At 59.6% G+C, this 25,379-nt stretch carries 25 protein-coding genes and 1 pseudogene; 11 read left to right on the forward strand and 15 right to left on the reverse strand.

Annotated features, from left to right (window positions below; translation table 11 throughout):
* Nucleotides 1–39: 39 nt before the first annotated feature.
* A complete protein-coding gene (gene rpsB, locus OK142_RS02065; protein ID WP_003496241.1) occupies nt 40–807 on the reverse strand; it encodes a 30S ribosomal protein S2 in 768 nt (255 codons plus the stop codon).
* A gap of 193 nt (nt 808–1,000) precedes the next feature.
* Nucleotides 1,001–1,843 (reverse strand): cell envelope integrity EipB family protein, encoded by an 843-nt coding sequence (locus OK142_RS02070; protein WP_498680854.1) that lies wholly within the window; start codon nt 1,841–1,843, stop codon nt 1,001–1,003.
* Nucleotides 1,844–1,959: 116 nt separating this feature from the next.
* On the opposite strand from OK142_RS02070, the gene OK142_RS02075 reads away from it, so the two are divergent.
* From OK142_RS02075 to OK142_RS02090, 4 genes are read left to right on the forward strand one after another with little or no spacing between them, the layout of a single operon-like run.
* Nucleotides 1,960–2,430: a RidA family protein gene (locus OK142_RS02075; RefSeq protein ID WP_003496246.1), complete on the forward strand. Its 471-nt coding sequence runs from the start codon at nt 1,960–1,962 to the stop codon at nt 2,428–2,430.
* On the forward strand, nt 2,427–3,167 hold the full coding sequence (locus tag OK142_RS02080; protein WP_003496248.1) for a glycerophosphodiester phosphodiesterase: 741 nt from the start codon (nt 2,427–2,429) through the stop codon (nt 3,165–3,167). The genes OK142_RS02075 and OK142_RS02080 overlap by 4 nt, the downstream gene beginning before the upstream one ends.
* The gene (locus OK142_RS02085; RefSeq protein WP_498680855.1) at nt 3,164–4,363 is read left to right on the forward strand and encodes a GNAT family N-acetyltransferase; all 1,200 of its coding nucleotides are present in this window, start codon (nt 3,164–3,166) and stop codon (nt 4,361–4,363) included. The genes OK142_RS02080 and OK142_RS02085 overlap by 4 nt, the downstream gene beginning before the upstream one ends.
* A gap of 21 nt (nt 4,364–4,384) precedes the next feature.
* A complete protein-coding gene (locus OK142_RS02090; RefSeq protein WP_498680856.1) occupies nt 4,385–4,816 on the forward strand; it encodes an HIT family protein in 432 nt (143 codons plus the stop codon).
* Nucleotides 4,817–4,994: 178 nt separating this feature from the next.
* Here OK142_RS02090 and OK142_RS02095 read toward each other — a convergent pair whose 3' ends face one another.
* Nucleotides 4,995–5,846, reverse strand: a complete 852-nt coding sequence (locus OK142_RS02095) for an urea carboxylase-associated family protein (protein WP_498680857.1) — start codon at nt 5,844–5,846, stop codon at nt 4,995–4,997.
* A 110-nt stretch (nt 5,847–5,956) separates the two neighbouring features.
* Between OK142_RS02095 and OK142_RS02100 the strand changes: the two are divergent.
* A pseudogene (locus OK142_RS02100) lies at nt 5,957–6,838 on the forward strand (LysR family transcriptional regulator); the annotation flags it as partial.
* On the opposite strand, the gene OK142_RS02105 reads toward OK142_RS02100, so the two are convergent.
* The 6 genes from OK142_RS02105 to cckA form a co-directional block, all read right to left on the reverse strand.
* Nucleotides 6,826–7,776 (reverse strand): phosphatase PAP2 family protein, encoded by a 951-nt coding sequence (locus OK142_RS02105; RefSeq protein WP_216331260.1) that lies wholly within the window; start codon nt 7,774–7,776, stop codon nt 6,826–6,828. The pseudogene OK142_RS02100 and the gene OK142_RS02105 sit on opposite strands and share 13 nt — an antisense overlap.
* A 67-nt stretch (nt 7,777–7,843) precedes the next feature.
* Complete coding sequence (locus OK142_RS02110) at nt 7,844–8,188, reverse strand: AzlD domain-containing protein (protein ID WP_003496258.1); 345 nt, start codon at nt 8,186–8,188, stop codon at nt 7,844–7,846.
* Nucleotides 8,185–8,943, reverse strand: coding sequence for an AzlC family ABC transporter permease (locus tag OK142_RS02115; RefSeq protein WP_003496261.1), 759 nt, complete (start codon nt 8,941–8,943; stop codon nt 8,185–8,187). Before OK142_RS02115 ends, OK142_RS02110 begins: the two co-directional genes overlap by 4 nt.
* Nucleotides 8,944–9,012: 69 nt before the next feature.
* On the reverse strand, nt 9,013–11,529 hold the full coding sequence (gene clpA, locus OK142_RS02120; protein WP_498680858.1) for an ATP-dependent Clp protease ATP-binding subunit ClpA: 2,517 nt from the start codon (nt 11,527–11,529) through the stop codon (nt 9,013–9,015).
* 10 nt (nt 11,530–11,539) lie between these two features.
* Nucleotides 11,540–11,893, reverse strand: coding sequence for an ATP-dependent Clp protease adapter ClpS (clpS, locus tag OK142_RS02125; RefSeq protein ID WP_035242552.1), 354 nt, complete (start codon nt 11,891–11,893; stop codon nt 11,540–11,542).
* 290 nt (nt 11,894–12,183) lie between these two features.
* Entirely contained in the window at nt 12,184–14,766 is a 2,583-nt protein-coding gene (gene cckA / locus OK142_RS02130; protein WP_003496270.1) for a cell cycle histidine kinase CckA, read from the reverse strand.
* A gap of 669 nt (nt 14,767–15,435) precedes the next feature.
* Between cckA and OK142_RS02135 the strand changes: the two genes are divergently transcribed.
* Nucleotides 15,436–16,671, forward strand: coding sequence for a flagellar biosynthetic protein FliO (locus tag OK142_RS02135; RefSeq protein ID WP_498680859.1), 1,236 nt, complete (start codon nt 15,436–15,438; stop codon nt 16,669–16,671).
* Nucleotides 16,672–16,790: 119 nt separating this feature from the next.
* Here OK142_RS02135 and dksA read toward each other — a convergent pair whose 3' ends face one another.
* Nucleotides 16,791–17,210, reverse strand: a complete 420-nt coding sequence (gene dksA, locus OK142_RS02140; RefSeq protein ID WP_003496274.1) for an RNA polymerase-binding protein DksA — start codon at nt 17,208–17,210, stop codon at nt 16,791–16,793.
* A gap of 304 nt (nt 17,211–17,514) precedes the next feature.
* Between dksA and OK142_RS02145 the strand changes: the two genes are divergently transcribed.
* From OK142_RS02145 to OK142_RS02160, 4 genes are all read left to right on the forward strand, one after another.
* Nucleotides 17,515–17,991 carry a SixA phosphatase family protein gene (locus OK142_RS02145; protein ID WP_051032443.1) on the forward strand — a complete coding sequence of 159 codons (477 nt, stop codon included), beginning with the start codon at nt 17,515–17,517 and terminating at the stop codon, nt 17,989–17,991.
* Between the two features lie 127 nt (nt 17,992–18,118).
* Nucleotides 18,119–19,597, forward strand: coding sequence for a YcjX family GTP-binding protein (locus OK142_RS02150; RefSeq protein WP_498680860.1), 1,479 nt, complete (start codon nt 18,119–18,121; stop codon nt 19,595–19,597).
* Nucleotides 19,594–20,673: a TIGR01620 family protein gene (locus tag OK142_RS02155; RefSeq protein WP_498680861.1), complete on the forward strand. Its 1,080-nt coding sequence runs from the start codon at nt 19,594–19,596 to the stop codon at nt 20,671–20,673. The genes OK142_RS02150 and OK142_RS02155 overlap by 4 nt, the downstream gene beginning before the upstream one ends.
* Nucleotides 20,674–20,802: 129 nt before the next feature.
* Nucleotides 20,803–21,363 (forward strand): hypothetical protein, encoded by a 561-nt coding sequence (locus OK142_RS02160; RefSeq protein WP_003496282.1) that lies wholly within the window; start codon nt 20,803–20,805, stop codon nt 21,361–21,363.
* A 13-nt stretch (nt 21,364–21,376) separates the two neighbouring features.
* On the opposite strand, the gene folK is transcribed toward OK142_RS02160, so the two are convergent.
* The 3 genes from folK to folP form a co-directional block, all read right to left on the reverse strand.
* Nucleotides 21,377–21,892: a 2-amino-4-hydroxy-6-hydroxymethyldihydropteridine diphosphokinase gene (folK, locus tag OK142_RS02165; RefSeq protein WP_498681711.1), complete on the reverse strand. Its 516-nt coding sequence runs from the start codon at nt 21,890–21,892 to the stop codon at nt 21,377–21,379.
* Between the two features lie 4 nt (nt 21,893–21,896).
* Nucleotides 21,897–22,262 carry a dihydroneopterin aldolase gene (gene folB / locus OK142_RS02170; RefSeq protein ID WP_003496285.1) on the reverse strand — a complete coding sequence of 122 codons (366 nt, stop codon included), beginning with the start codon at nt 22,260–22,262 and terminating at the stop codon, nt 21,897–21,899.
* 76 nt (nt 22,263–22,338) lie between these two features.
* Nucleotides 22,339–23,124 (reverse strand): dihydropteroate synthase, encoded by a 786-nt coding sequence (folP, locus tag OK142_RS02175; RefSeq protein ID WP_137038621.1) that lies wholly within the window; start codon nt 23,122–23,124, stop codon nt 22,339–22,341.
* Nucleotides 23,125–23,303: 179 nt separating this feature from the next.
* On the opposite strand from folP, the gene OK142_RS02180 reads away from it, so the two are divergent.
* Nucleotides 23,304–23,930, forward strand: a complete 627-nt coding sequence (locus tag OK142_RS02180) for a DUF922 domain-containing Zn-dependent protease (RefSeq protein WP_498680862.1) — start codon at nt 23,304–23,306, stop codon at nt 23,928–23,930.
* 308 nt (nt 23,931–24,238) lie between these two features.
* Here OK142_RS02180 and OK142_RS02185 read toward each other — a convergent pair whose 3' ends face one another.
* Together OK142_RS02185 and OK142_RS02190 are read right to left on the reverse strand one after the other, a co-directional pair.
* The gene (locus OK142_RS02185) at nt 24,239–24,559 is read right to left on the reverse strand and encodes a 2Fe-2S iron-sulfur cluster-binding protein (protein ID WP_003496292.1); all 321 of its coding nucleotides are present in this window, start codon (nt 24,557–24,559) and stop codon (nt 24,239–24,241) included.
* Nucleotides 24,560–24,688: 129 nt separating this feature from the next.
* Nucleotides 24,689–25,057: an Hpt domain-containing protein gene (locus OK142_RS02190; protein ID WP_003496294.1), complete on the reverse strand. Its 369-nt coding sequence runs from the start codon at nt 25,055–25,057 to the stop codon at nt 24,689–24,691.
* Nucleotides 25,058–25,379 lie beyond the last annotated feature (322 nt).

Raw genomic sequence — 25,379 nt, forward strand, 5'->3', positions numbered from 1 at the left:
AGACGGCGATCAAGAAATCGCCGCCAGACAGGGCCTAGATCAGGCGCCAGCCTCGTCTTCGAGCGCGGGCTCGATCGGAGCTTCTTCCGAAGCGCCGATGTCGCGGCCGGAAGCGCCCTGCTGACGTGCGATACCGTCGATGGCAGCGCGGGCGATCAGGTCGCAATAGAGCGAGATGGCGCGTGAAGCATCGTCGTTACCCGGGATCGGGTAGTCGATGTGATCCGGATCGCAGTTGCTGTCGATGATCGCAACGACCGGAATGCCAAGACGCTTGGCTTCTTCGATCGCGATCTTTTCCTTGTTGGTGTCGATGATGAACATCAGGTCCGGAACGCCGCCCATATCGCGGATACCGCCGAGAGCCTTTTCAAGCTTTTCGCGCTCGCGCTCAAGGTTCAGGCGTTCCTTCTTGGAGTAGCCGGAAGCTTCCGAGTTCAGGATCTCGTCGACCTTGCGCAGGCGCTGGATCGAGTTGGAGATGGTCTTCCAGTTGGTCATCATGCCGCCGAGCCAGCGGGAGTTGACGTAGTACTGGGCCGAACGCTTCGCGCTGTCGGCGATGATTTCGGACGCCTGACGCTTGGTGCCGACGAACAGAACGCGGCCACCACGGGCAACGGTGTCGGACACGACCTGAAGGGCGCGCGACAGCATCGGAACGGTCTGAGCCAGGTCGATGATGTGGATGTTGTTACGGTCGCCGAAGATGTACGGCTTCATCTTCGGGTTCCAGCGGTGCGTCTGGTGGCCGAAGTGAACACCAGCTTCCAGAAGCTGGCGCATAGAAAAATCGGGCAATGCCATGCCTTGTTACTCCTTTTCCGGTTTAACCCCCGCGAAGCGAACAGCACCGATTTTCATCGATACCACCGGGCGGAACGAACCGGATTTCTCCCGGAACATCCCAAGCTTCGCGTGTGGAATGGTGAGGCGCATACAGTCGCCACAGATAAAAAGCAAGCATTTATGCGAAAAAACCGCGCGAATGGCCCGCCTTTCAGCGAACCGGCTTGTTTTCGCAGGTTTCCGGCTTGAGAATATCAAGCTTCGCGAGCTTGCCGGTCAGAACGAAATCGCCGTAATCCATCGTCAGATCGCGGGTGATTCCGTTTTCGTAAAGTTTGAATGACATGCGGTAGATCGGCAGCGCATCCGTACCCGTCTTGTCGTTGTAATAGGCGATCGTCACCGGCCAGAATGCGGCCTTGGCGAAATCGCCCGCCTTGCCGGCCTCGGCGTCGCCATCCTTCGGCATTTGCGACTTGCCGACAAGCGTGGAGGTGATCAGACTTTCATCGCCGTCATCCGAACCGTCGAAAATGCGGGATTCGAAGATGCGCTTTCCCTGTCTGGCATGCTCGATGACCTGGACCATATGTTCCGTCGGAAATTCGCTGGTGACGAGACTGACCTGACGGGCGTCCGGGCGGGTCAGATCGACCTTCACGCCCTCACTGCTGTCGACTGCGGCCCCCTGCACTTCCTTGTCCAGCTTGTCGTCCGTGTAGGACTTGGTCTCGAAGGTGAACTTCTTTGCTGTCAGGTCTTCGAAGGTCGTCGTCTGCTGGTCGGTCATGCGGACCGCGTCGCCGGTGTTGATCTGCGTCACGAAACGGAAGTCCGTCTTGTAGCCCTGACAGGCGGAGCCGGTGAATTCATAGACCATGCGGCCCGTCATGCCCTCGATGCCGGAGCGGTCGGACGCATCCTTGAGTTCGAGATCGTAGATGGCGCGGTGCGCAACGAGATCCGGAACCGTGACGGGCAAGGCATTGGCAGCGTTCGACAGGCCGGTCATAAGCCCTGTTGCGGCAACGAAACCAAGCGTCCTGACAAACATGCAATATCTCCTGTTGGACTCACCGCTCATATTGTACAAGCAACCGCCCGGCTTTTGGATCAACATCTTCTGAATGCCGGATTCTTGAAGGATTTACAACAAAACCGGAGACGAAAATGTCGGACGTCATCGAAGGCCGCCTCAAGGAACTTGGCTTTACGCTTCCCGTAGCGGCAGCACCAGCCGCAAACTACGTTCCGTTCACCATCAGCGGCAATCTTCTTTATGTATCGGGTCAACTGCCGATGGAATCAGGCAAGATTGCGGTGACGGGTCTTGTTGGCCGCGATGTTGACGTGCCAGGCGCCCAGCGCGCCGCCGAACTTTGCGCCGTCAACATTCTCGCACAGGTCAAGGCCGCATTGAATGGCGACCTCTCGAAAATCCGCCGCGTCATCAAGCTGAATGGCTTCGTTGCCTCCGTTCCGGAATTCGTCGAACAGCATCTCGTCATCAATGGCGCGTCCAATCTTCTCGCCAATGTTCTCGGCGATGCCGGCAAGCATGCCCGCGCCGCTGTCGGCATGGCCTGCCTGCCCTTCAATGCCGCCGTCGAGATCGACGCCATCCTGGAAATCGAAGCATGACCCTTAAACTCTCCTGGCTGACGGCCGAGCCCGTCGCCCATCGCGGTTATCACGATCTGAACAAGGCGGTCTGGGAAAACACGCTTTCGGCCTTTTCCCGCGCCATCGAGGCCGGTTTCGCCATTGAATGCGACGTGCAGCTGGCAGCCGACAGCGTGCCCGTCATTTTTCACGACGACGACATGGCCCGGCTGACGGGTATCAAGGGCGACGTGCGCGAACATACCTCCGGTGAATTGTCTCTCCTCTCCGTTGGCCAGACCAAGGACCGTATCCCGACGCTGAAGCAGCTTCTGACGCTTTGCGCGGGCAAGGTGCCGCTGGTGATCGAGCTGAAAGGTCGCGAGGGCGAAGGCGTCGATGACGGTTTTGCCGAAGCGGTGCTGGAGGACCTCGAGGGTTACAAGGGCCATGTGGCGCTGATGAGCTTCGACCATCATCTCCTCAAGGACCTGAAGGCGGCGGGCTCGCCCTGGCCGCTCGGGCTGACCGCCGAGGGCGACAAGCCGGAAGACTTCTTCAAACATGACGAGGCGATGCAAACCGGGATCGATTTCATCTCCTATCATTGGGGTCATCTGCCCAACAGCTTCATCGAGGCGCAGAGAAAACTTGGGCTTCCGGTAATTACCTGGACGGTCAGGGATGAAAATGCGCGCGAGACTACCTATAAATATGCGGACCAGATGACATTCGAAGGTTTCGACCCGAGAGAGAACCCCTCCGCCACGGCATGACAGAAGACTATTCCATACGCGTTGCGCAGTCCCTTGGGGATATCGATCCGGAAAGCTGGAAGCGGCTTTCCGGAACATCGCGCAATACATTAGGTAAATATTACAACCCATTTATTTCCCACGAATTTTTATCCTCCATGGAGGATTCCGGGTCAGCGACTGCCAAGACCGGTTGGCTTGGACACCATCTGCTTCTCGAAAACGCGTCCGGCGCGCTGGTTGGGGCAATACCTGCCTATCTGAAGAACCACAGCAAGGGCGAATATGTCTTCGACCATGGCTGGGCGGATGCCTTTGAGCGGGCGGGTGGGCACTATTACCCGAAACTGCAATGTTCAGTGCCCTTCACACCGGCAACCGGGCCACGGCTGCTCGTTTCGGAAAACGAAGACGAGACACGCTTCAAGGCGTTACTGGCCTCCGGTCTCGCGCAGGTGACTGAAAAGATCGGCGTCTCCTCGGCACATGTCACATTTCTGGAAGAGAGCGATCTTTCCGCCCTTCTGCCGCGCGATTTCCTGCACAGGACCGACCAACAGTTTCATTTCATCAATGACGGTTATCGCGACCACGATGATTTTCTCGACGCCCTTTCATCGCGCAAGCGCAAGGGGCTGAAAAAGGAACGCCGCGCGGCGCTGGAAAACGGCATCGAAATCGACTGGCTGACCGGAAGCGACCTGACCGAGGATATCTGGGACCAGTTTTTCGCCTTCTATATGGATACCGGCGGCCGCAAATGGGGCCGGCCCTATCTGACGCGGGAGTTTTATTCGCTGATCGGCGAGCGTATGGCCGATGATGTGCTGCTGGTGATGGCGAAACGCGAGGGGCGCTATATTGCCGGCGCGATCAATTTCATCGGCTCGGATGCGCTTTATGGCCGCCACTGGGGCTGCATCGAGGATCATCCGTTTTTGCATTTCGAGGTCTGCTACCATCAGGCGATCGACTTCGCGCTGGCGAAGGGTTTGAAGCGGGTGGAAGCGGGTGCGCAGGGCGAGCACAAGCTGGCGCGCGGTTATGTGCCCGTCACCACCCATTCGGCGCATTTCATCGTTCACCCGGGTCTGCGCCGCGCCATTGCCGACTATCTTCAGCGCGAGCGCGAAGAAGTCGAGCATATCGGCGACTATCTGGAAGACCACACGCCCTTCCGCAAGGGCGAGAGACAGGAACAGGAACCGGACGCATAGTCCGCGATGAGGAGATCACCGATGACGGCCAGCGCTTATGACGACAACAATATCTTCGCGAAAATCCTGCGCGGCGAAATTCCGAGCCACAAGCTTTACGAGGACGAACATACGCTGGCCTTCATGGATGTGATGCCACAGGCCCCCGGCCACCTGCTCGTCGTTCCCAAGACCGGCTCCCGCAACCTGCTCGATGCCGACCCGGAAGTGCTGGCGAGAACCATCCCCGTGGTGCAGAAACTGGCCGTGGCGGCCAAGGAAGCCTTCGATGCAGATGGCGTCTTCATCGCCCAGTTCAACGAACCGGCGGCCGGCCAGACCGTGTTCCACCTGCATTTCCACGTCATTCCGCGCAAGGAAGGCGAGCCGCTGAGGCCTCATTCCGGCGCGATGGCCGATGGTGAGGTGCTGAAGGCCCATGCGGAGAAGATAAAGGCGGCGCTTGCTTCGTGACGGGTGCCGAGACGCCTGCGCGTTTGGCAGAACAGCGGCATCCGCACACCGTCACCCCGGACCAGATCCGGGGTCAAGCAAGATCAAGTCATTGAGCGCAAAAGACTCCCTTCACGGCGCAGATGCGCCGTGGCTGGATGCCGGATCTAGTCCGGCATGACGACGGCGGTACCTACCATCAGTCCACAGGACGATAGGCGTTCCTTTCCGGCCATGGCCAACCTTCAAGCACCGCCATATCCGGCCGGAATATCTCCACCTTCAGGGGATAGCACGGGACCGCATCGCTGGAATGGCTGGAACCGCAATCGCCGCCTGGGCAAGCGGAAAGTGCGCCGATGAGATCGATTTCCGCGAAGAGTTCCAGATAGTCGCCCGGCCGCACCGGGCTGGCCTTCATGAAATATTGATGCGTGTCGCGGGTGAAACCCGTGCACATGAAGACATTCAGCACATCATGCACATGCGGTTCCGCCTCGCCGAATGACAGGCCCTTGGCCGAGGCCAGCGCATTGGTGAGGTTCGAATGGCAGCAATGGTGGTAATCGCCACCGCTCAGAAGCCTGTTGGTATAGGGATCACAACGGGTGCCGATCACGTCATGCACGCCGCCACCATCCTCGTCCCAGCCATACCATGAGAGCGTATCATGGGTGATGGTCGCGATTGGCCGCAAGGACGGCAGGTTGCTCCACAGCCGGTTGCCGACGCAGACATGGGTGGCATGCAGGGCGCGGGTCTTGCCGCTGAAAAAGCGTTCCGTCAGATCATGGGCGTTCCAGAGGTTCAGATCCCCCACCTGCGGCCCATCGATGCTGACGATGCGGAAGAAATGCCCCTTCGGCACGTTGAAGCTGCGGCCGTCACGCGGCGGCACGATGACCTCGCCGATCTTCTCCATAGGTCCCTTTGCCTTCTCCAGAAGCGCAAGGTCGGGTGTCTCAAGCGTGCCGTTCGGATAAACGACGACGGGACGGACAGCGCGGCGCGCGGCGGCGTCAAAGGGCTCGGCGGCAGGCATAGGGGTCATGAAATCCTCGGAGCGATGTAGATGTCGGCGCGAAATTGCGGCATGAACGCCCAACTGACAAGATGGGTTTTTCTTGCGCTCAGACCAAGTCTTACTTACCCTTGCGGATCATGAAACTGCCACCACTCGCCACCCTCCGCGCTTTTGAAGCCGCCGCCAGAAGAACAAGCTTTTCTTTGGCCGCGGTCGAACTCGGCATGACGGCGACTGCCGTCAGCCAGCATGTGCGCAATCTGGAGGCGTGGCTGGGTGTGCCCCTTTTTGAGCGCCATGCAAGAGGCGTCAGGCTCACCCCGGCGGGCCGGGAATTCGGCATTACCGTCTCGGATAGTTTGCGGCAGATCGCCGCCGGCGCGCAGCGGATCAGCCAGGGCCGCGACCGCATGACCGTCCATCTCGCAAGCCTGCCTTCGGTGGTGGCGCATTTTCTGACACCGCGCCTTCCCCGCTTCCGGGCACTGCATCCCGACATACAGGTTTCGATCAGCTATTCCGGCAGGGATAACGCAACGCAAGCCGATCTCACGATCGTACACGGCCCAGCCCCTGCGCAGAAAGCCGTGGCGCTCTTCAGCGCCGAGACACATCCGACATGCGCGCCTGCCTACATCGCGACATCCGGGCCCTTCGATGACGTCTCGAGCCTGCTGCGGGCAGAATTGCTGCATGACGATAGCGAGATGGCGTGGCGGGGGTGGCTGGCAATTGAGGGCCTATCCCTGCCAAAGCGTGCTGGCCCCATCTTTGCGGATTTCAATCTTCTGGTGACGGCGCTTAAGGATGGACAGGGTATCGGCCTTTGCCCGACCGCACTTCTTCACGACGAAATCGCCGAAGGTCAATTGACGGTGCTTTTCGATCGGGCAGCCGATTCGGACAAATATTACTGGCTGATCGAGGCGGAAGAAATGACAGCTTCGGCCCGCATCCTGTCGGACTGGCTTATTGCGGAAGCCCGCGCGGGCGAAACTCGTGGCGATTATTCCGCTGCGACGATCCGAGCAGGAGAGCTTGCCGCATCCCCTGCCCGTTCCCTTGACGAAAGCCAGTTGAGCAGGCGGGCCGAACCGGCACAGACGATGACAAAAGCGACGAGACCGCCGAAAACATCCGAAAGATGATGTCCGCCCTGGACGAGAACGGCCAGCGGCATCAAGAGGTTGATCGGCAGGATCACCGCCATCACCACCCAGTGGCGCGGCACGAACCAGACGGACATTGCTGCCATGAAGATGTGAAATGACGGAAATCCGATCAGCCCCAGCACGTCTTTGGGCGACAAATAGACCACGCCCTCAGTTGTAAGACGGACCAACTCCTGCCCGTAGGTATTCCCGACGGCCAGAGGGATAGTCTGAGATACCCATTGCGGTACCTGCACATAGGCAGAAGGGCCGAATGTCGGGAAGAATATCCAGAAAACGATGCTTGCACATGCGCCCAGCACTCCCGTGACGAGGAAATGGTGCAGCATCCGCTCCTTGCCGGTAAAACCGAGCGTGATCACGACCACCAGAAGCTGCGGAAGCGATGTCGCATAGACCATGAACAGGATTGTTCCGACCCATGGGTGTGTCGCCGCCCACAGGACGATACCCGCCCAGCTGTAACCGAAGGCCGCATCCACGCGGAAAAGCACATGATCAATCGTCGGAAAAGCGACAGGCAGAAACATGTAGTTAAAAACGGACGCGACAAGCGTAAACAGGATGAACAGTCCGCCTGAAATGAGGGCGGCAGCGATGCGAAGATCACGTCCGCTCTTGCGATAGAATTGACCGAGGAGGAAAACGCCCGCTCCCGCCAGGCTGCATATAAAATACCCGACATAGTCTACCCTGATGCCTTTGACAGCGATCAGTGCCGCATCCACGAGGAATAATGTGGCGACCACGCCAAGTACAAAACGTTCTGCCGCAAATAGCCGCATGGAATTGGCCCCTGTTTAGTCAGCGGCACATTACGGCAACGGGCTTAATATTCGGATAAGGGGAGTATTAAAAACCAAGCGCGAATAATCCGCCGGCCAGAAGCAGGATCGGCACGGCCACGCCGACGATGACGCGCTGGCCGGCCAACAGGAATGCGATGAAACCGAGCGTCGCCGCTCCGATGCGCAGCCATAGCGGTGACGCTTCGAGCGATCCCGTCGGGAATACGATCAGCTTTGCGGTAACGGCCATGACGAGTGCGGTGGCGACCGCCCTCACCCAGTGAAGCGCCTCGGAATCTTCCTTCAGCCGGTTGCCGGCGAGAACGCCGAGCCAGCGCCAGAGATCGGTCGCCAGCCAGCCGGCAATCGCGATGAAGAGATAGGGCGCCCACCAGTTTTCGGTCATCATGGCTCGCTCTCCGGTGAGACGGGTTTGATCCTGCGTCGGAAGACAAATCGATCTATCAGATAGGCCGCGGTCCCGCCGCCGATGCCGGCATAGAGAATGTCGAATTCAGGTGCGATCACCGCAAAGACCGGGCCTGCGATCACACCGATGACAAAGGCGACCTTGACGACGGAATGGCGGGCTGACGCCCAGATCGACGCCACGAAATAAACGGGCGTGAGGAAGAACAGGACGCCTGCGACCAGCGGCGGAAAGGCAGCAACGACGCCGTAACAAAGACCGACGATGACGGCGTTGACGACGGTAAGCGTAATGCCGAAACCGGCAAACCAGGCAGCTCGCGCCTCACGCGGCACTTTCGAGAGATTCTGCGTGGCGAAGACCCAGGCCGTGATCGCAACGAAATGGGAAAGAAACAGCAATATCCATGTCGGCGTCTTCGCGCCGCGCATTTCCGGAACGATGGAGGCGACCATCGGCATCATCCGCACCGATGACAGCGTCACGGCCAGAAAACAGGCGGCGAGATTGGCGCCGCCGACCATGGAGCCGATCAGGATCATCTTGGCCGGCAGGGCCCAGATCGTCAGCGTCATGAACACCGCTTCGCCGCGTGCCACGCCCGATTCCAGCGCGAAGGCGCTGAAACCGACAAAGGATGTCATGAGAATGAGCGAGGGTAACGAAAATATGCCCCGCATTCCCCTGAAAAACCAGCCACGCAGGGGGATGGCATCGCTGTCGGCAGTCTGCATTGCTGATCCACTATACATGAAAATGCCGGGCTTTCGCCCGGCATCGGTTTATCGATCGAAAGACCGCGATCATTTCTTCTTCGGCACTTTCGGCACCGTATTGGCCTTGCGGCGCGGCTTGTTCTCTTCGTCAGCCTTGTCCGCCTCGGCAACCAGAACATCCGCCTCCTCATTGGCCTTGGCAGCCTTCGAGGCAGGTTTCGCCTTGCCCTTCGAAGCCTTGCCCGGCGACTTTGCGGCCTTGAGCTCCGCCTCCGGCTTCGGCTTCACGGGCGCAGTCTCGGGCAGAACGTCGAGTATGAGGCCGTCGGAGCCATCGTCCTTCTTGCCGACGGTGACGCTGACGACACCGCCCTTCTTGAGCTTGCCGAAGAGGATTTCGTTGGCGAGCGGCTTCTTGATGTTTTCCTGGATGACGCGAGACAGCGGGCGAGCGCCCATCTTTTCGTCGTAACCCTTTTCCGCCAGCCAGGAAACCGCGTCCTCATGCAGATCGAAGGTGACATTCCGCTCGGAGAGCTGCGTCTCCAGCTGCATGACGAACTTCTGCACCACCTTGTGGATGACGGCGGTCGGCAGCGGCGAGAACGGAATGATCGCATCCAGACGGTTGCGGAATTCCGGCGTGAACAGACGATTGATCGCCTCTTCATCCTCACCCGTGCGGCGCGAAGAACCGAAACCGATGGCGGATTTCGCCATCTCGGAAGCACCCGCATTGGTCGTCATGATGAGGATGACGTTGCGGAAGTCGATCTTCTTGCCGTTATGGTCGGTCAGCGAGCCGTGGTCCATCACCTGCAACAGGATGTTGTAGATATCCGGATGCGCCTTCTCGATCTCGTCCAGCAGCACCACGGAATGCGGATGCTGGTCGACGCCGTCGGTCAGCAGACCGCCCTGATCGAAGCCGACATAACCGGGAGGTGCGCCGAGCAGACGCGACACGGTATGGCGTTCCATATATTCCGACATGTCGAAACGCAGCATCTCGACACCGAGCGAGGCGGCAAGCTGCTTGGCCACTTCCGTCTTGCCCACGCCCGTCGGGCCGGAGAAGACATAGGAGCCGATCGGCTTGTTGGGTTCGCGCAGGCCGGCGCGTGCCAGCTTGATGGCGGTGGCAAGCGCCTCGATGGCGATGTCCTGACCGTAAACGACCGAGCGCAGTTCCTTTTCGAGGTTGGCGAGAACCATCTCGTCATCCTTGGAAACCGTCTTCGGGGGAATACGGGCCATCGTCGCGATGGTTGCCTCGATTTCCCGCTCCGTGATCAGCTTGCGGCGCTTGGAAGCCGGCAGCAGCATCTGCGCCGCACCGGTCTCGTCGATCACATCGATCGCCTTGTCCGGCAGCTTGCGGTCGGAAATGTAGCGGGCCGACAGTTCGACGGCAGCCTTGATCGCCTCATTGGAATATCTGAGGTGATGATAATCCTCAAAGTAAGGCTTCAGCCCCTTCATAATCGCGATCGCATCATCGATGGAAGGCTCGTTGACGTCGATCTTCTGGAAACGACGCACGAGTGCGCGGTCCTTTTCGAAGAACTGGCGGTACTCCTTGTAGGTGGTCGAACCGATGCAGCGGATCGCGCCCGAAGACAGGGCCGGCTTCAGCAGGTTCGATGCATCCATCGCGCCGCCGGAGGTGGCACCCGCACCGATGACGGTGTGGATTTCGTCGATGAACAGAACCGCGCCCGGAAACTCCTCGAGTTCCTTGACGACCTGCTTCAGACGCTCCTCGAAATCACCGCGATAACGGGTTCCGGCCAGCAGCGTGCCCATATCGAGCGAGAAGATCGTGTCGTTGGCGAGAGCCTCCGGCACCTTGCCTTCGACGATCCGCTTGGCGAGGCCTTCGGCGATGGCGGTCTTGCCCACGCCGGGATCACCCACATAAAGCGGGTTGTTCTTGGAGCGACGGCAGAGGATCTGGATGGTGCGGTTGACCTCTTCATGGCGGCCGATCAGCGGGTCGATCTTGCCGTTCCTCGCCTTGTCGTTGAGGTTGACGCAATAGGCCTTCAGCGCATCCTGCTGCTTCTTGGCGGAAGATCCCTCTTCCTCGGGGTTGCTACGGCTCGCCTTGCTTTCGCTTTCGGGCTCATCGGCGCCGCGCGGCGTGCGCGTCTGCGACGTGCCCGGACGCTTGCCGATACCATGGGAGATGTAGTTGACCGCATCGTAACGGGTCATCTCCTGCTCCTGCAGGAAATAGGCGGCATGGCTTTCGCGCTCGGCGAAAATGGCCACAAGCACGTTTGCGCCAGTCACTTCCTCGCGGCCGGACGATTGTACATGAATGACAGCCCGCTGAATAACCCGCTGGAAGCCGGATGTGGGCTTGGAATCCTCGTCGTAACCGGTGACGAGGTTGGTCAGTTCATTGTCGACGTAATCGCTGACGGTCTTGCGCAGCGCATCGAGATCGACGTTGCAGGCGCCCATCACGGCGGCGGCATCCGCGTCGTCGATCAGCGCCAGAAGGAGATGTTCAAGCGTCGCATATTCGTGATGACGCTCATTTGCAAAGGTCAGTGCCTGGTGCAGCGCCTTCTCGAGACTTGGGGAAAAAGTTGGCACGTTGCGATCCTCATTTCTTTTCCATGACGCATTGCAGCGGATGCTGGTGCTGTCGGGCGAAATCCATGACCTGGCTTACTTTCGTCTCTGCGACCTCATATGTAAACACCCCGCATTCTCCTACGCCGTGCTGGTGCACGTGCAGCATGATGCGGGTCGCCGCTTCGCGATCCTTCTGGAAAAAACGCTCCAGAATATGGATGACGAACTCCATGGGAGTGTAGTCGTCATTCAGTAAAAGAACACGGTACAAATTCGGTCTTTTCGTCTTCGGCTTGACGCGGGTAATAACGGAAGTTCCGCGGTTCGTACCGCCATCTTCCCCTTCGCCCTCGCCCTGCATGTAGATCGGCCTAGCGATCATCTTTCATCATTCTCCAAACCGTTCTCAAACCGACAGTTCTTTGCCAGGAGGGAGAACTTCGCCTCTTCATATCTAGGTCGTTAAGATGCGATTTTAAGCCCCTTGCGAAACGGTGCAATCACTATTGCGTTTGCGAAGAGGCAAACCGCTGGAAAAGTGCGATGTAGCGGCAGGTATGGGTAGCGCGGATGCGAAACAGGCGTATCGGCGCGTTTTTCAGACCTGACGAAAAGGCGTGCGGCAACCGGCAGCGACGGCGAGCCCATGCCGCATCGCCCTGCAGGCTGCCGTCATTCCTTTTCGTCGAGCATTTCGCGAACGGCGATCGCCAGCTGCTTCAGAGAGAAGGGCTTCGGCAGGAAGCCGAACTTGGCGTCCGCCGGCAGGTTCTTTGCAAAGGCGTCCTCGGCATAACCCGAAACGAAGATGAATTTCAGGTCGGGATAGGATTTGCGCAGCTCCCTCAGGAGCGAGGGACCATCCATTTCCGGCATCACCACATCAGATACGACGATGTCGACCTTGCCTTCCAGCTCTTCCATCACCTCCAGCGCCTCGGTGCCGGATCCCGCCTCGTGCACGGTGTAACCGCGAGTCTCAAGCATGCGCTTGCCGCCGCGCCGCACCGCCTCCTCGTCTTCCACCAGAAGGACGACGGCGGAATTGCCGGTCAGATCGAGCGGCTCTTCCTTCACAGGCTCAGGGGCTGCCACTGGCGTGAGCGCCGCCTGACCGGTTTGCTGGCCGGCAACCACTTCCACCACATGGCGCGGCAGGTAGATGCGGAATGCGGTGCCTTTGCCCACTTCCGATTCGGGGTAGATATAGCCACCCGACTGCTTGACGATGCCATAGACCATCGACAGACCCAGACCGGTGCCCTTGCCGACTTCCTTCGTCGTGAAGAAGGGCTCGAAGATCTTGTCCATGATCTCAGGCGGAATGCCGGTGCCGTTATCGGCGACTTCGATCATGACCATGTCTTCCGCCGGGAATTCGGGTCGGCCAAGCGCGGCAATTTCCTTCGCCTCGACGTTTCGCGTCCGGACGGTGATCTTGCCGCCTTCCGGCATGGCGTCGCGCGCATTGACGCAAAGATTGATGAGCACCTGCTCGAATTGCGACAGGTCGGTCTTCACCGGCCAGAGATCGCGGCCATAATCCACTTCCAGCTTGACGTTGGTGCCGGAGATCAGCCGGTCTACCAGCATCCGCAGATCACCGATCACATCGGTCAGATTGAGGATTGCCGGACGCATGGTCTGCTTGCGCGAGAAGGCGAGAAGCTGTCGCACCAGCACCGCGGCGCGGTTGGCGTTGCGCTTGATCTCCATGAGGTCGGCAAAGCTTGGATCGGCCGGCCGCGCCTGCAGAAGCAGATGGTCGGACGAGAGCAGGATGGCGGTCAGCACGTTGTTGAAGTCGTGGGCGATACCGCCCGCCAGCGTGCCGACGGCATTCATCTTCTGCGTCTGCGCCATCTGGGTTTCGAGCGCCTTCTGCTCGGTCACCTCTATGGCATAAACGATCGCCACTTCTTCCGGCGCCTCGTCATCCTGATCGATGACGGCGTTGACATAGAAACGGAAATGCCGGCCCTCGTCGCTCGGATGGCGGGAATCGAACGGGGCGATGTCGCCCTGACGGTCCTTGGCTTCGGCCAGCGCCTGCTCCAGACGCGGCTTCTCATTGTCGTGAATGATGGTTTCGAGTGCTATGCCGCGATCAATATCGTCACGTCCGACGACGCCGGAGAACAGCTTGAGGAAGGGCGCGTTGATGCGCAGAATGCGGCCTTCGCCGTCGAGCGAGGCAATCGCCATCGGTGTGTTGTTAAAGAAACGCGTGAAGCGCATGGCCGAGGACGATTCGGTATCCTCCTGCCCCTTCGGACGCATCAGGACGATGGTCCGGCTCTCGCCCGGCGCACCGTCCTTTGCAGTAACCTGATGCACGAGGCGGGCCGGCATGCTCTGGCCGTTGACCCGGCGCATGTCGAGATCAAGTATTTCCGTGCGCTTTGCCGAGCCCTGAGGATGGACCGATTCGATCAACGCCATGCCTTCACCGGCGACAATATCCGACACCGTCATCGAGCCGGGAGAAAACTGCGCGAGATCGATGCCGAGCCATTCGGACAGGGTGGCGTTCAGATAGACGATTTCGCCCTTGCGGCCGGCGGAGAAGAAACCGGCCGGCGCATGGTCGAGATAGTCGATGGCGTTCTGCAATTCGCGGAAAAATCGCTCCTGATCTTCCCGCTCGGGGGTGATATCGGCGATCTGGAAAACATGCAGGCCCTCGCCGCTCGCATCCTTCAGCACGCGGCCTTTGAGCCGGTACCAGTGCGGTCCCGCACCTGCGACATCTCCAAGCGGTTTCAGCAGCCGGAATTCCTCGTAACCGTCGCGGCCTTCACGCAGAACATTGATGAGGCGATAAAGCGCTTCGGTGGATTCCCGGCTGCGTGACAGGAGCGTCTCGAGGCTCTGGATATCGCTCGCCTTGGTGGTGCCGCTCATGCGGCAATAGGTGGCGTTGGCATAGACCATATGCCCCTTGGCATCGGTAATCAGCGTGCCTTCCGGGTGGGCCGACAGGAAACGGCGGGCAAGCCCGTCCGATTGCGACTGCGGCATGACCTCGATGAAACCGATGATCGACGACACCAGAAAGAAGATGCCCATCATCGCCAGCACGCCGAGAATGCCGAGCACGATTTCGTTTTCGAGCGAATCCTTGAAATAGACGAAAGCGGCCGCCGCTGCGATCAGCACCAGCGCCAGAAGCAGGATGCGCAAAACCGTGCCGGAACGGGCACGCCTGTCCACCAGCGGAAGGTCGTTGTCGCTTGTCTCGCGCACCCGTGTCATCTTGGCCTCGCAGTCCTGCAGGTCGTCATTCGGTCAGCCACGTTTCCCAGACGGAATCGGGCAGCAGAATTTCTTGTAGCAACTCGCTTGGCCATCAAAAAGCTCCGCTGGGACACAAAGGCTTAAAAACGCACAGAGAAACGGCTCAAAAGACGTAAAAGTCTCAACGCCTATTGCCGAGTGCACGTCAGTGGCTTCACCTGACATTGAATGCGCGGTGCGGAGCAGACAATATTGCCCTCCGCGACCGTGCAAACCGAGCACCCGTCCGTGAAATCGATGCAGGATGGATTGTCTCCTACGAACTCCGTCATGCTTGCAGCGTTTTCTGACGCGTTGTCATCTGCCATTGCAGCCAGATGTGGGAATGCAAAGACCGGCAGCCAGGCGAAAACAACAAAAATGAAACCTCGTACAAGAAGCGTAGTGATGGGTAGCTTCCCGGACATTTTTGATGGCTCCTCCGGCTGAAGAATTGCAACCTTCATTGTCCCTCAGCATTGAAGGACAACATATGGCACTTTGGTGGCGTCTGTCTGGATGATGCGGCGATCCTGTGGGGCGAGATGAATAAACCTTGTATCGCGCCCAAAAAAATCGTCTTTTCCTGCTTAACGTTCACACTATAAGAACCACGGCAATATTAATTGCTCGAAAAAATCTGAAGGGATGATCTCCATGATGGATGATTTTATCGGCACCTATGGAAACAATCTCATCGTCGCTGTTGTCGGTGTGGGTGTGGCGCTGCTTGTTCTGGCGATCGCCCTGTGGCTTTTGCGCAGGCGCAGCGGCTCGGCCCCCTTTATCCGCGGTGGACGCAATCGGCAGCCGCGCCTGCAGGTTCTCGATGCGACGGCTGTGGATGCGCGCCGCCGTCTCGTGCTGGTGCGTCGCGACAATGTCGAACATCTGGTGATGATCGGCGGCCCGACTGACATCGTCATCGAAAGCGGTATCGGCGCAATCCCGATCGTCAGGGATGTTCAGGAGCCGGAATTAAAGGCGCTGCCACGCCAGGAAAACGAACAGAAAAGAGCCGAGCCGTCGATCCCGCAGGAACGCCGCCCCGCCTTGCCTCAACAGCAGCCTGTGTCGGCTGTTGCACCCGCTTCCGTAACGGAAGAACCCATAAGGCAGGCGCAACGGCCTGAACAGCCTGCCCCGGCGCCTCGCCCCGCGCCTGCCGCGGCATCGCCCACGCCCCCGCCGCCGCGCCCCTTGGCCCCGCCGCAACCGGTTCCCGCAACACCTTCAGTTGCACGTGAGCCTGCGCCGCCGGTAAGGCAGGCCGTGCCCGAGAGGGAGATCGCCCGCCCCGTGCCGCCGCCGGTCTCCGTGGCCGCACCGGCAGCCGCCGTTTTGCCAATTGCCGCCGCCTCGCTGGATATGGCCGCAGAACGAACCGAACAGCGAAAAGCTGAGCCTTTCGTGCCTGCCCCGGCCCCGGTTGCACCGCCTGTTGTCGCGCAGGCGAAGGCGCCAGAGGAGCGTCCGACGGTGCTTGCGCCGCCGGTTTTTGCCGCTCGGGAACCTGCTATCGACCAATCGACCGCCGCTGATTTTCTCGACGCTGCGCGAGAGCGCGTTCTTCCCGGGCTGAAACCGGGAGAGAATACGCCACCGGCGCCCTTCCCGCCCAAGCCTGAAAACCCAGCCGTCACCGCCTCTGACGCCGAGCCCAAATTTTCCGATGACCTTGCCAGCGATTTCGAAAGCTTTCTCGAGGCGGAGATCGCCAAGAGCAAGGATGCGGAGAAAGAACCGGAAATTGCAGTCGCCCCGGAACAGCAGCCGAAGACCCAGCCCGTCTCGCCGCCGGTTACCGGCACCACTCCGGATGGTGACATGCAGAAGGAAATGGCGCGTATCTTTGGCGAGCTTTCAGTCACTCGCGACCGCTGACACTCTCGGCAGATGTGATTTCAACGCAGAAAAAAGGGCACGGAAGCAATTCCGTGCCCTTACTCATTCGCATCCCATTGGCTGACCGGTTCACCGTGGCGACCGGACAACGCTCCGTCCTATTCGTCGCGATAGACTTTTTCGCGACGCTCGTGACGTTCCTGTGCCTCGATGGAAAGGGTCGCTATCGGGCGGGCGTCAAGACGCTTGAGGCCGATAGGCTCACCCGTTTCCTCACAGTAACCGTAGGTGCCGTCTTCGATCCGCTGAAGGGCCGCGTCGATCTTTGAGATCAGCTTGCGCTGGCGGTCCCGGGCGCGAAGTTCGATAGCCCTGTCTGTTTCTGAAGAAGCCCGGTCGGCGAGATCGGGGTGGTTGGCGCTTTCTTCAGCGAGATGTCCGAGGGTCTCGCGCGCTTCTCTAAGGATGTCGTTTTTCCAGGCGACCAGCTTCGCGCGGAAGTAGGCACGCTGGCTGGCATTCATGAACTCGTCGTCTTCCGAGAGTACATATTTGCTAAGATCGATCTTCTCACTCAACGCGATTCTCCTCGAAGAACATCTCAATGCGGCGGTGTATACTCCAATGATATAGGCCGGTTCAAGTCTACAGATCAGTTTTCAGGCATTTTTAAAACTGACATAAAAATCATCTAAATGACTAATTTTTATCCTTTATTGGCGTGGAAGCGATCTCTTCTTCGATCACTTAGACGCGACTTGCTAACAGGAAAGAGGACTTGCGGTCCCGTGAGCCTATCCTGTAACATTCGGACCGTGCCTCCAGAGTTTCGAACGCCGGTCCCCGCCCTTGACAGATTCTCCCCTGAAGCGAGTTTATCTTCTGCGCCACGCCAAAGCCGCCTGGGCGGCACCGGGAGAGCGTGATTTCGACCGAGGATTGAACGAGGCGGGTTTCGCCGAGGCGGAGATTATCGCCGACCTTTCCGCCGACCGGCACTACCGTCCGGACGTGCTCCTGTCCTCCACGGCCGCTCGCTGCCGGCAGACCACGCAAGCCTGGCAGCGGGCCTTCAACGAGGGCATCGACATCGCCTATATCGATGAGATGTACAATGCGCGCAGCGAAACCTATCTCTCCCTCATCGCCGCGCAAACGGATGTGCAGTCCGTGATGCTGGTCGGGCACAATCCCACCATGGAGGCAACGCTTGAGGCGATGATCGGCGAGGATCTGCTGCACGCCGCCCTGCCTTCCGGTTTTCCCACATCGGGGCTTGCCGTGCTCGATCATGACGATAGCGCCGGCAATGGCAAGAATCGCTGGCGGCTCGTCGATTTCCTCTCGCCGGGCAAGTAGCGGCTACCGCGAACAATTGCCGGGCTAAAGTTATGTCGTGGAAAATCCGCCGGCTCGCTTCTTTTTTGGGCAGCCGCGCCATCCTATATTGCAGCCGTGACCGTGAAACACAGCAGGGAAACTGCCATTGCCGCCTTCTCTTACGTCCCTGACGGACAGTGCGCTCATCGCGTTCGACAATCTGGCCGATCGTGCGAGCACCCTCACCAATCCAACATTGCGGCTTGGCGTTACCGGCCTTTCGCGGGCGGGCAAGACGGTTTTCATTTCCTCCCTCGTCCATAATCTTCTGAACGGCGGCCGCCTGCCGCTGTTTGAAGCCATGCGGTCGGGGCGCGTCTCGAATGTGCGGCTGGAGCCGCAGCCGGACGATGCCATTCCCCGTTTTCAATATGAGGATCATATTCAGGCGCTGGTGCGCGACCGACTCTGGCCAGATTCGACGCGGGCAATATCCGAACTGCGCATCACGCTGGATTACCAGAGCGCCAGCGGGTGGGGCCGTTGGTTTTCCGCCGGCAAGCTTTCCATCGATATCGTCGACTATCCCGGCGAATGGCTGCTCGACCTGCCGCTCCTGTCGCAGGATTACAAGGGCTTCAGCGACGCGACCGTCGCGCTCGCCGGGACCGGCATCCGTTCCGAGCTGGCGCAGGAATGGCTGGCGATCGCTTCGTCTCTCGATATCAACGCCCCTGCCGACGAGATGACGGCGCGACGTCTGGCTGAAAGTTTCGCAGCCTATCTGAAAGCCTGCAAATCCGACGAAAGATCTCTCTCCACTCTGCCGCCGGGGCGTCTTTTGATGCCGGGGGATCTGGAAGGATCGCCGGCGCTGACTTTCGCACCCCTGCCCGGCCTTACGGATGAGAAAGCGCCCAAAGGATCGCTGCGCGCCATGATGGAGCGGCGCTACGACGCCTATAAGTCTATCGTCGTCAAACCCTTCTTCCGTGAGCATTTCGCCCGTCTCGACCGGCAGATCGTGCTGATCGACACGCTCCAGGCGGTCAATCGCGGTCCCGAGGCGGTGCAGGATCTGGAACGGGCGCTGGGGGATGTTCTCGCCTGTTTCCGCCCCGGCACCAACAGCCTGCTGTCTTCACTGCTTGGCAGGCGCATCGACAAGGTACTGATTGCCGCCACCAAGGCCGACCATCTGCATCACGAGAGCCATGACCGGCTGGAGCGGTTGACCCGCCGGCTGGTGGACCGCGCCATCACTACAATCGGCATGAACGGCGCCGGCATCGAGGTCATGGCGCTGGCTTCCGTGCGCGCCACGCGGGAAGCGACCGTGCGGCAGGATGGTCACGACCTTCCGGTCATCGTTGGCACGCCAATGGCCGGTGAGACAATTAATGGCGAGACCTTCGACGGCAACCGCAAGACTGCGATCTTTCCCGGCGACCTGCCGGAGGATCCCGAGCCGCTTTTTCGCAGCATCGACAGGGATGGCGACAAGGCGACGCTTCCCGACGTCAATGTCGTGCGTTTCCGCCCGCCCAATATTGACGAGCCGGGCAGCGGTGGCATCAGGCTTTCCGTTCCCCATATAAGGCTCGACCGCGCCATGCAGTTCCTGTTTGGAGACAAGCTCGCATGAAGGCTCCCACACCAAACGATCCGCAGGCACGCCGCCCGGCGGCTTTCACGCTCGAAACGGAAGAGACGGCACGCCCGTCCGTTGCGCAGAAACGTGCGCCACGCAGCTTCGACACCGAGATTTCACTGACGCCAGACGAGGATGACCCCTTTCTGGCACCGGAGGAGATCGATGCCGCAGCCCTGCCGATTGCGACGCCGAAAAAGAGCCGCTTTTCCTTCGGCAAGCTTGCTCTCGGGGCAATCGGCGTTCTGTTTTCGCTCGCCTTCGGCCTTTGGGCGGATCAGCTTATCCGCAATCTTTTCTCCCGCTCCGACTGGCTGGGTTACACGGCAAGCATCGCCCTCCTCGTCGCGCTTTTTGCGGTCCTCGTTCTCGTCGGACGGGAGGTCTTCGGCATCATGCGGCTGAACGCCGTGCAATCCCTGAAGGCGGATGCCGAGACGGCGAGCCTGGACAAGAGCCCCAAGCCCGCGCGCGCCATCATCACCCGCCTCAATGCGGTCCTGTCACACCGTGCCGAGACCGCAAAGGGGCGCGCTGCGCTGAAGGATACCGAAAACGATGTGATTGACGGTCCGCATCTGATCGATCTTGCCGAACGCGAATTGCTGGTGCCGCTCGACCGGCAGGCGCGCGCGCTGATCCTCAACTCCTCCAAACGCGTCTCCGTCGTCACCGCGGTCAGCCCGCGCGCGGTGGTCGATCTCGCCTATGTGCTGTTCGAAGTAACAAGGCTGGTGCGCGCCATGGCGGAACTATACGGCGGCCGTCCTGGTACGCTCGGCATGCTGCGGCTGTTACGGGACGTGGTCGCCCATCTCGCCGTTACGGGTTCAATCGCCGTGGGTGACGGGCTTGCGCAGCAGGTTCTCGGCCATGGTCTTGCCTCTAAACTCTCCGCCCGTCTGGGCGAAGGCGTCATCAATGGCCTGATGACGGCGCGAATCGGCATAGCAGCGATGGATCTTTGCCGTCCGCTGCCGTTCAGGGCGGTGAAGCGACCCGGAATAGGCGACTTCATGTCCGACCTGACGCCCGATCTGGGTGGCGGAAAAACCGGTGGAAAAGCCTGATCCAAAGGGCATATGCGGATCAAAAGGTTACGGATGAAGCCGCAAATTAGGTCGAAATAAACCAAGCATTAACCATTCCGCCGGTAGATTGCAGCCTATCGAACAGGCTTCTTCGCCGGGGAAAGTATCATGTATTCGCGCTTCTTTTCGCTTGTGGGCGGACTTGCCGCCATATTGTCCGTCAGCGCCGGCTTCGGCATGTCTGACGTCCATGCCGCATCGCGCGATCGCGACGACGTATTTTTCCGCTCCGTTGCCGGAAGCTGGAAAGGCCCGGGCGAAATCGTCGCCGGCAAATACAAGGGCACCAAATTCACCTGCGACCTGACGGGCGAACCGCTCGACGACAAGCAGACCGGCATCAAGCTCGGCGGAACCTGCCGCGTCGGCGTTTTCAGCCAGCCCATGTCCGCGGTCATCAGCCAGAAGGGCAACTCTTACGAGGGCAAGTTCCTTGATGGCGCCACCGGCAAGGGTCTGGACATCACCTCCGGACAGGTCAGCGGCGACAAGGTCGTTGTCGGCATCAACCGCGCCAAGCTCAACGGTGCGATGGTCGCCCGCGTCTCAAGCGACAATTCGATGAACATCACCATTTCGGTCAAGGTCGCCGACCAGATGATCCCGGTGATCGGCGTGACGCTGGCACGCGACATCGACCAGATGGCCGTCGGCTCGATCAAGCCGTAAGAGCAACTGCCCCTTACCCATCACCGAGCGGGAGTGTCCACCACTCCCGTTTTTCGTTTGCGCGGACTATTCCTGTCTTGTCCGCCTGCCGCAGCCATTCCCGCACGGGCTTGTCCTTGACCTCGAGATCGGGCGCGATATCGGCAAGCGGCATCAGCACGAAAGCACGTTCCGTCATGCGCGGATGTGGCACTTCGATGCTTTCCGTAACGATAGTTTCATCGCCATAGGTCAGCACATCGATATCGATGGTGCGAGGACCCCAGCGTTCCGTCCTCACCCGCTTCATGCCCCTTTCGATGTCGAGGCATAATTGCAGCAGCGCCGGTGCTGAAAGCAAGGTTTCGACCAGCGCACAGCAATTGAAGAAATCCGCCTGGTCCGTCTTGCCCCAGGGCGGCGTGCGGTAAAGCCCGGAGACGGCCAGCACGCGGCAGTCGCCATGTGCATCCAGTTCACCAAGGGCTCTCGCCATCGCGACGGCGGGATCGCCGATATTGCCGCCCAGGCCCAATGCGGCGATCGTCATTCTGTCAGGCACGGTGTTCAACGCTCACCTGTGCATAATCCAGAATGCCGGGAACGGGCGCGGAGGGTTTGCGCACCGTGATCCGCAACCAGACGATTTGCGGATAACGCTCGCGCAGAGCCTTGCAGATGTCATTGGCCAGAGCTTCGATCAGATAACGGCGCTGGCCGACGACGATTTTCTCGATGACGGCGAAGGCCACGCCGTAATCGACGGTATTTTCGATATCGTCGGTTTCCAGAGCGTCACCCGCTTCGACCTCCATCTCGGCATCGACGAAAAAGCGCTGGCCCAGCACCTCCTCCTGCTCGAGAAGGCCATGACGGGCGAAAAAAGAACAGTTTTTCAGAATGATGGTGTAGCGGCTCATCGCATCGCCTCCATGGCAGGGGTGTTTTGCCGGGACGCCGCGCTTTTCCGGCGTATGGCGTTCCGGTACTGTTGATCTAGGCATCGGCCTTTGCCGAGGCTTTGGCAAGAACCGCATCGGCGATTGCCAGCGCATCGCGTGTCGCGGCGACATTGTGCACCCGAAAAATCGAAGCACCCGCCAGTCTGAGGATCGCCGTTGTCGCTGCTGTTCCGATATCGCGTTCCGGGGCCGCATCCCTACCCGTCAGCGACCCGATGAAACGCTTGCGCGACGTGCCGGCGAGAACCGGGAGGCCGAAAGCCGCCAATTCACCAAAACGCGCCATCAGCTCGACATTTTCCCCCTCGTCCTTGGCGAAACCGAAACCGGGATCGAGGACGACGGCGTCGCGGGCAATACCAGCATCGCCGGCGATTTCCAGTGAGTGATTGAGGAATTCGAACTGGTCCTCGATAACGTCGGCAAGCTTCTGCCTGTCGCGGCCGGTATGCATGATGCAGACGCCCGCACGCGCGGCAGCGATCACGCCCGCCATCTCCGCATCCTTCTGCAGGCCGAAGACATCGTTGACGATATGTGCGCCTGCCTCGATCGCGCGCCTTGCGGTCGATGCGCGGTAGGTGTCGACGGAAATCAGAACATCCGTCTCGCGGCGAAGCTTCTCGATGACGGGCAGCACCCGGTCCTGCTCCTCGCCTTCCGTTACGTTCACCGCGCCGGGACGGGTGGATTCGCCGCCGATATCGATAATATCCGCACCCTCTTCCACGCAGGTCAGCGCATGGGAAAAGGCCGCATCGAGGGCGAGATAACGGCCGCCGTCGGAAAAGGAATCGGGTGTCGCGTTGACGATGGCCATAATACGGCCACGCCCATCAAGTTTCAGGGAGCGACCATGGGCCGCTTGCCACACATTGCTGCCGGCTGTTATCACGTAACACGCGCCTTTCGGGAATAACGGAGTGTTATGCCAATTCTTATAAGTTCCGCTCCGCCTATGCAGCAAACGTTTTTCAAGTTCAACCGGAAGGCCGGGTCATGACCAAATCATCACGCGCTCTTTGCGCCGCTGCCGCGGCCGCATTGGCCATTTCCCTGCCCGGATCGGCTTTTTCCGAAACCATCGTTCGCAAGACCTATTCGTATTTTTCGATCAGCGGCAAAACCGCAGCCGACCTAGATCAGCAGCTTTCGAAACACGGTCCGCTCACCCGCAATACCGGCGCGCGGCATCCCGGTGCGACGGAAATCAAATTCGGCGGCGAACTCACCTATGTCGAGAAGAACGGGCTTTGCAGCGTGGGAACGGCGAAAGTGGTTCTGAACACCCGCATCCTTTTGCCGCAATGGAAAAATCGCCGCCGCACCACGGCGGAGCTGGCCTTCATCTGGGACACGCTGCTTGCCGATATCAAGCGCCACGAGGAACGCCACGCGGAAATCGCCCGCACCCATGCCCGCACGCTCGAAAGACAGTTGACGGCGCTTCGCCCGCAGAAAAACTGCGAGACGCTGCAGGAAATGGTCGGCAAGATCACCCAGACGGTGATGGATGAGCACGACAGGGACCAGATGCGCTTTGATGTGGTGGAATCGAAAAATTTCGATGCCCGCATGACGCGGCTTTTGAAAAACCGGCTCGAACAGGGCCAGAATCGCCGCTGATCCGCCTCTCGTCCTCCCCTATCCAAACCCACCGGACGCAACGGACATGACGTAACGTCATGTCCGATCTCACCCGTGAATTCTCGTCATGGTGCGGTCGCCGAGACTCATTGTAGCTTGCTCATACGGTTTGGAACGGTCGCTGCCCGCAGCGGGTCGGGCGTTTTAACCGTCTCCGGTTCTCCCGGTGCGCACTTGAGGGCTCGCAGGTGTTTCCTCCCTCGCCTGCATGCTGCGTACCCGCCTCGCCCCGCTCCCCGCTACCAGGTGAGCGGGGCTTTTTCTGCGTCAGGCAATGCCGAGGGTTTTCAGCCCTGGCGCTCGGGAACGTGAACGACAAGGCCGTCAAACTCGTCGCTCATCTTGATCTGACAGGAAAGACGCGACGTCGGGCGCACATCGAAGGCGAAATCCAGCATGTCCTCTTCCATCGGTTCGGGCCCGCCGACGCGCTCCGCCCATGCATCGTCCACATAGACATGACAGGTCGCGCACGCACAGGCGCCGCCGCATTCCGCATCGATGCCGGGAATGGAGTTGCGCACGGCATTCTCCATGACGGTGGAACCGTTGCTCACGTCGAGTTCATGGGGCGTGCCGTCAAAGGCAACGATGGTCAGTTTTGTCATGCCGGAAATCCAAAATGTGATCTAAGAACTGTTCTAAACACATAGAAAGGCCGGTTCGGCTTGGCAACCCGCTTCAAGGGCGCCACGCGCAACCGGCCTCACAAAACCGCAAAATTGATCGACCCCGCCTCAGCGGCAGAGCTTGAGGATGAAGTTTTCCGCTTCCACGATGGCTGCTGCGAGCTTTGCGACCGCCGCGCTGTCCTTGCCAGCATCCTCCACAGATGCGGCGGCTGTGGCCACGGCGGAGGCACCGACAGCCTGTGCTGCCCCCTTCAGACGGTGGGCCGTCGCCCTGACAGTCTTGTCGTCTGCATCGGCGATTTCATGCAGGGCGGCGCGGGCATTGCGGCTGAACAGTTGCAGCACCTCGATTTCCAGATCCTTGTCGCCCATGGTCTGGCGGGCGAGATGATCGAAATCGATCGGCTTCTTCGTGGCGAGCGGCGCGCCGCCGCAATTATCCGGAGCTTCGAAAGCAATACTGACCGCTGCCATGGCTGAAATTCCTTGTCTCGCCGTTTCCTGTTTCGTGTCACATCTGTGTCGTATTTACGCATTGAAGCCGGTGCTATCGGCTTAAATTACGGCGTGACGCAGGCGAAAATCTTCTGCTATGGTTAATTTATGTTAAACTTATGCGAAACAAGGCGTTCAGCGTGAAACTCAGGTTTAAAAACTGTTAAAAAGCCGACACTTCGCCGCTGCCGTAAATCCGCATTAATTGTTTCGAACACCTAAATGTGTCACTACGGTACTGCCGCTCCTGCGAGGCTTGAGCTCAAGCTTTGTTATTGCGGCACAGTGATGTAATTTCGCC

The organism is Agrobacterium sp. BT-220-3 (genome assembly GCF_025910175.1).
Lineage (GTDB): Bacteria > Pseudomonadota > Alphaproteobacteria > Rhizobiales > Rhizobiaceae > Agrobacterium > Agrobacterium oryzihabitans.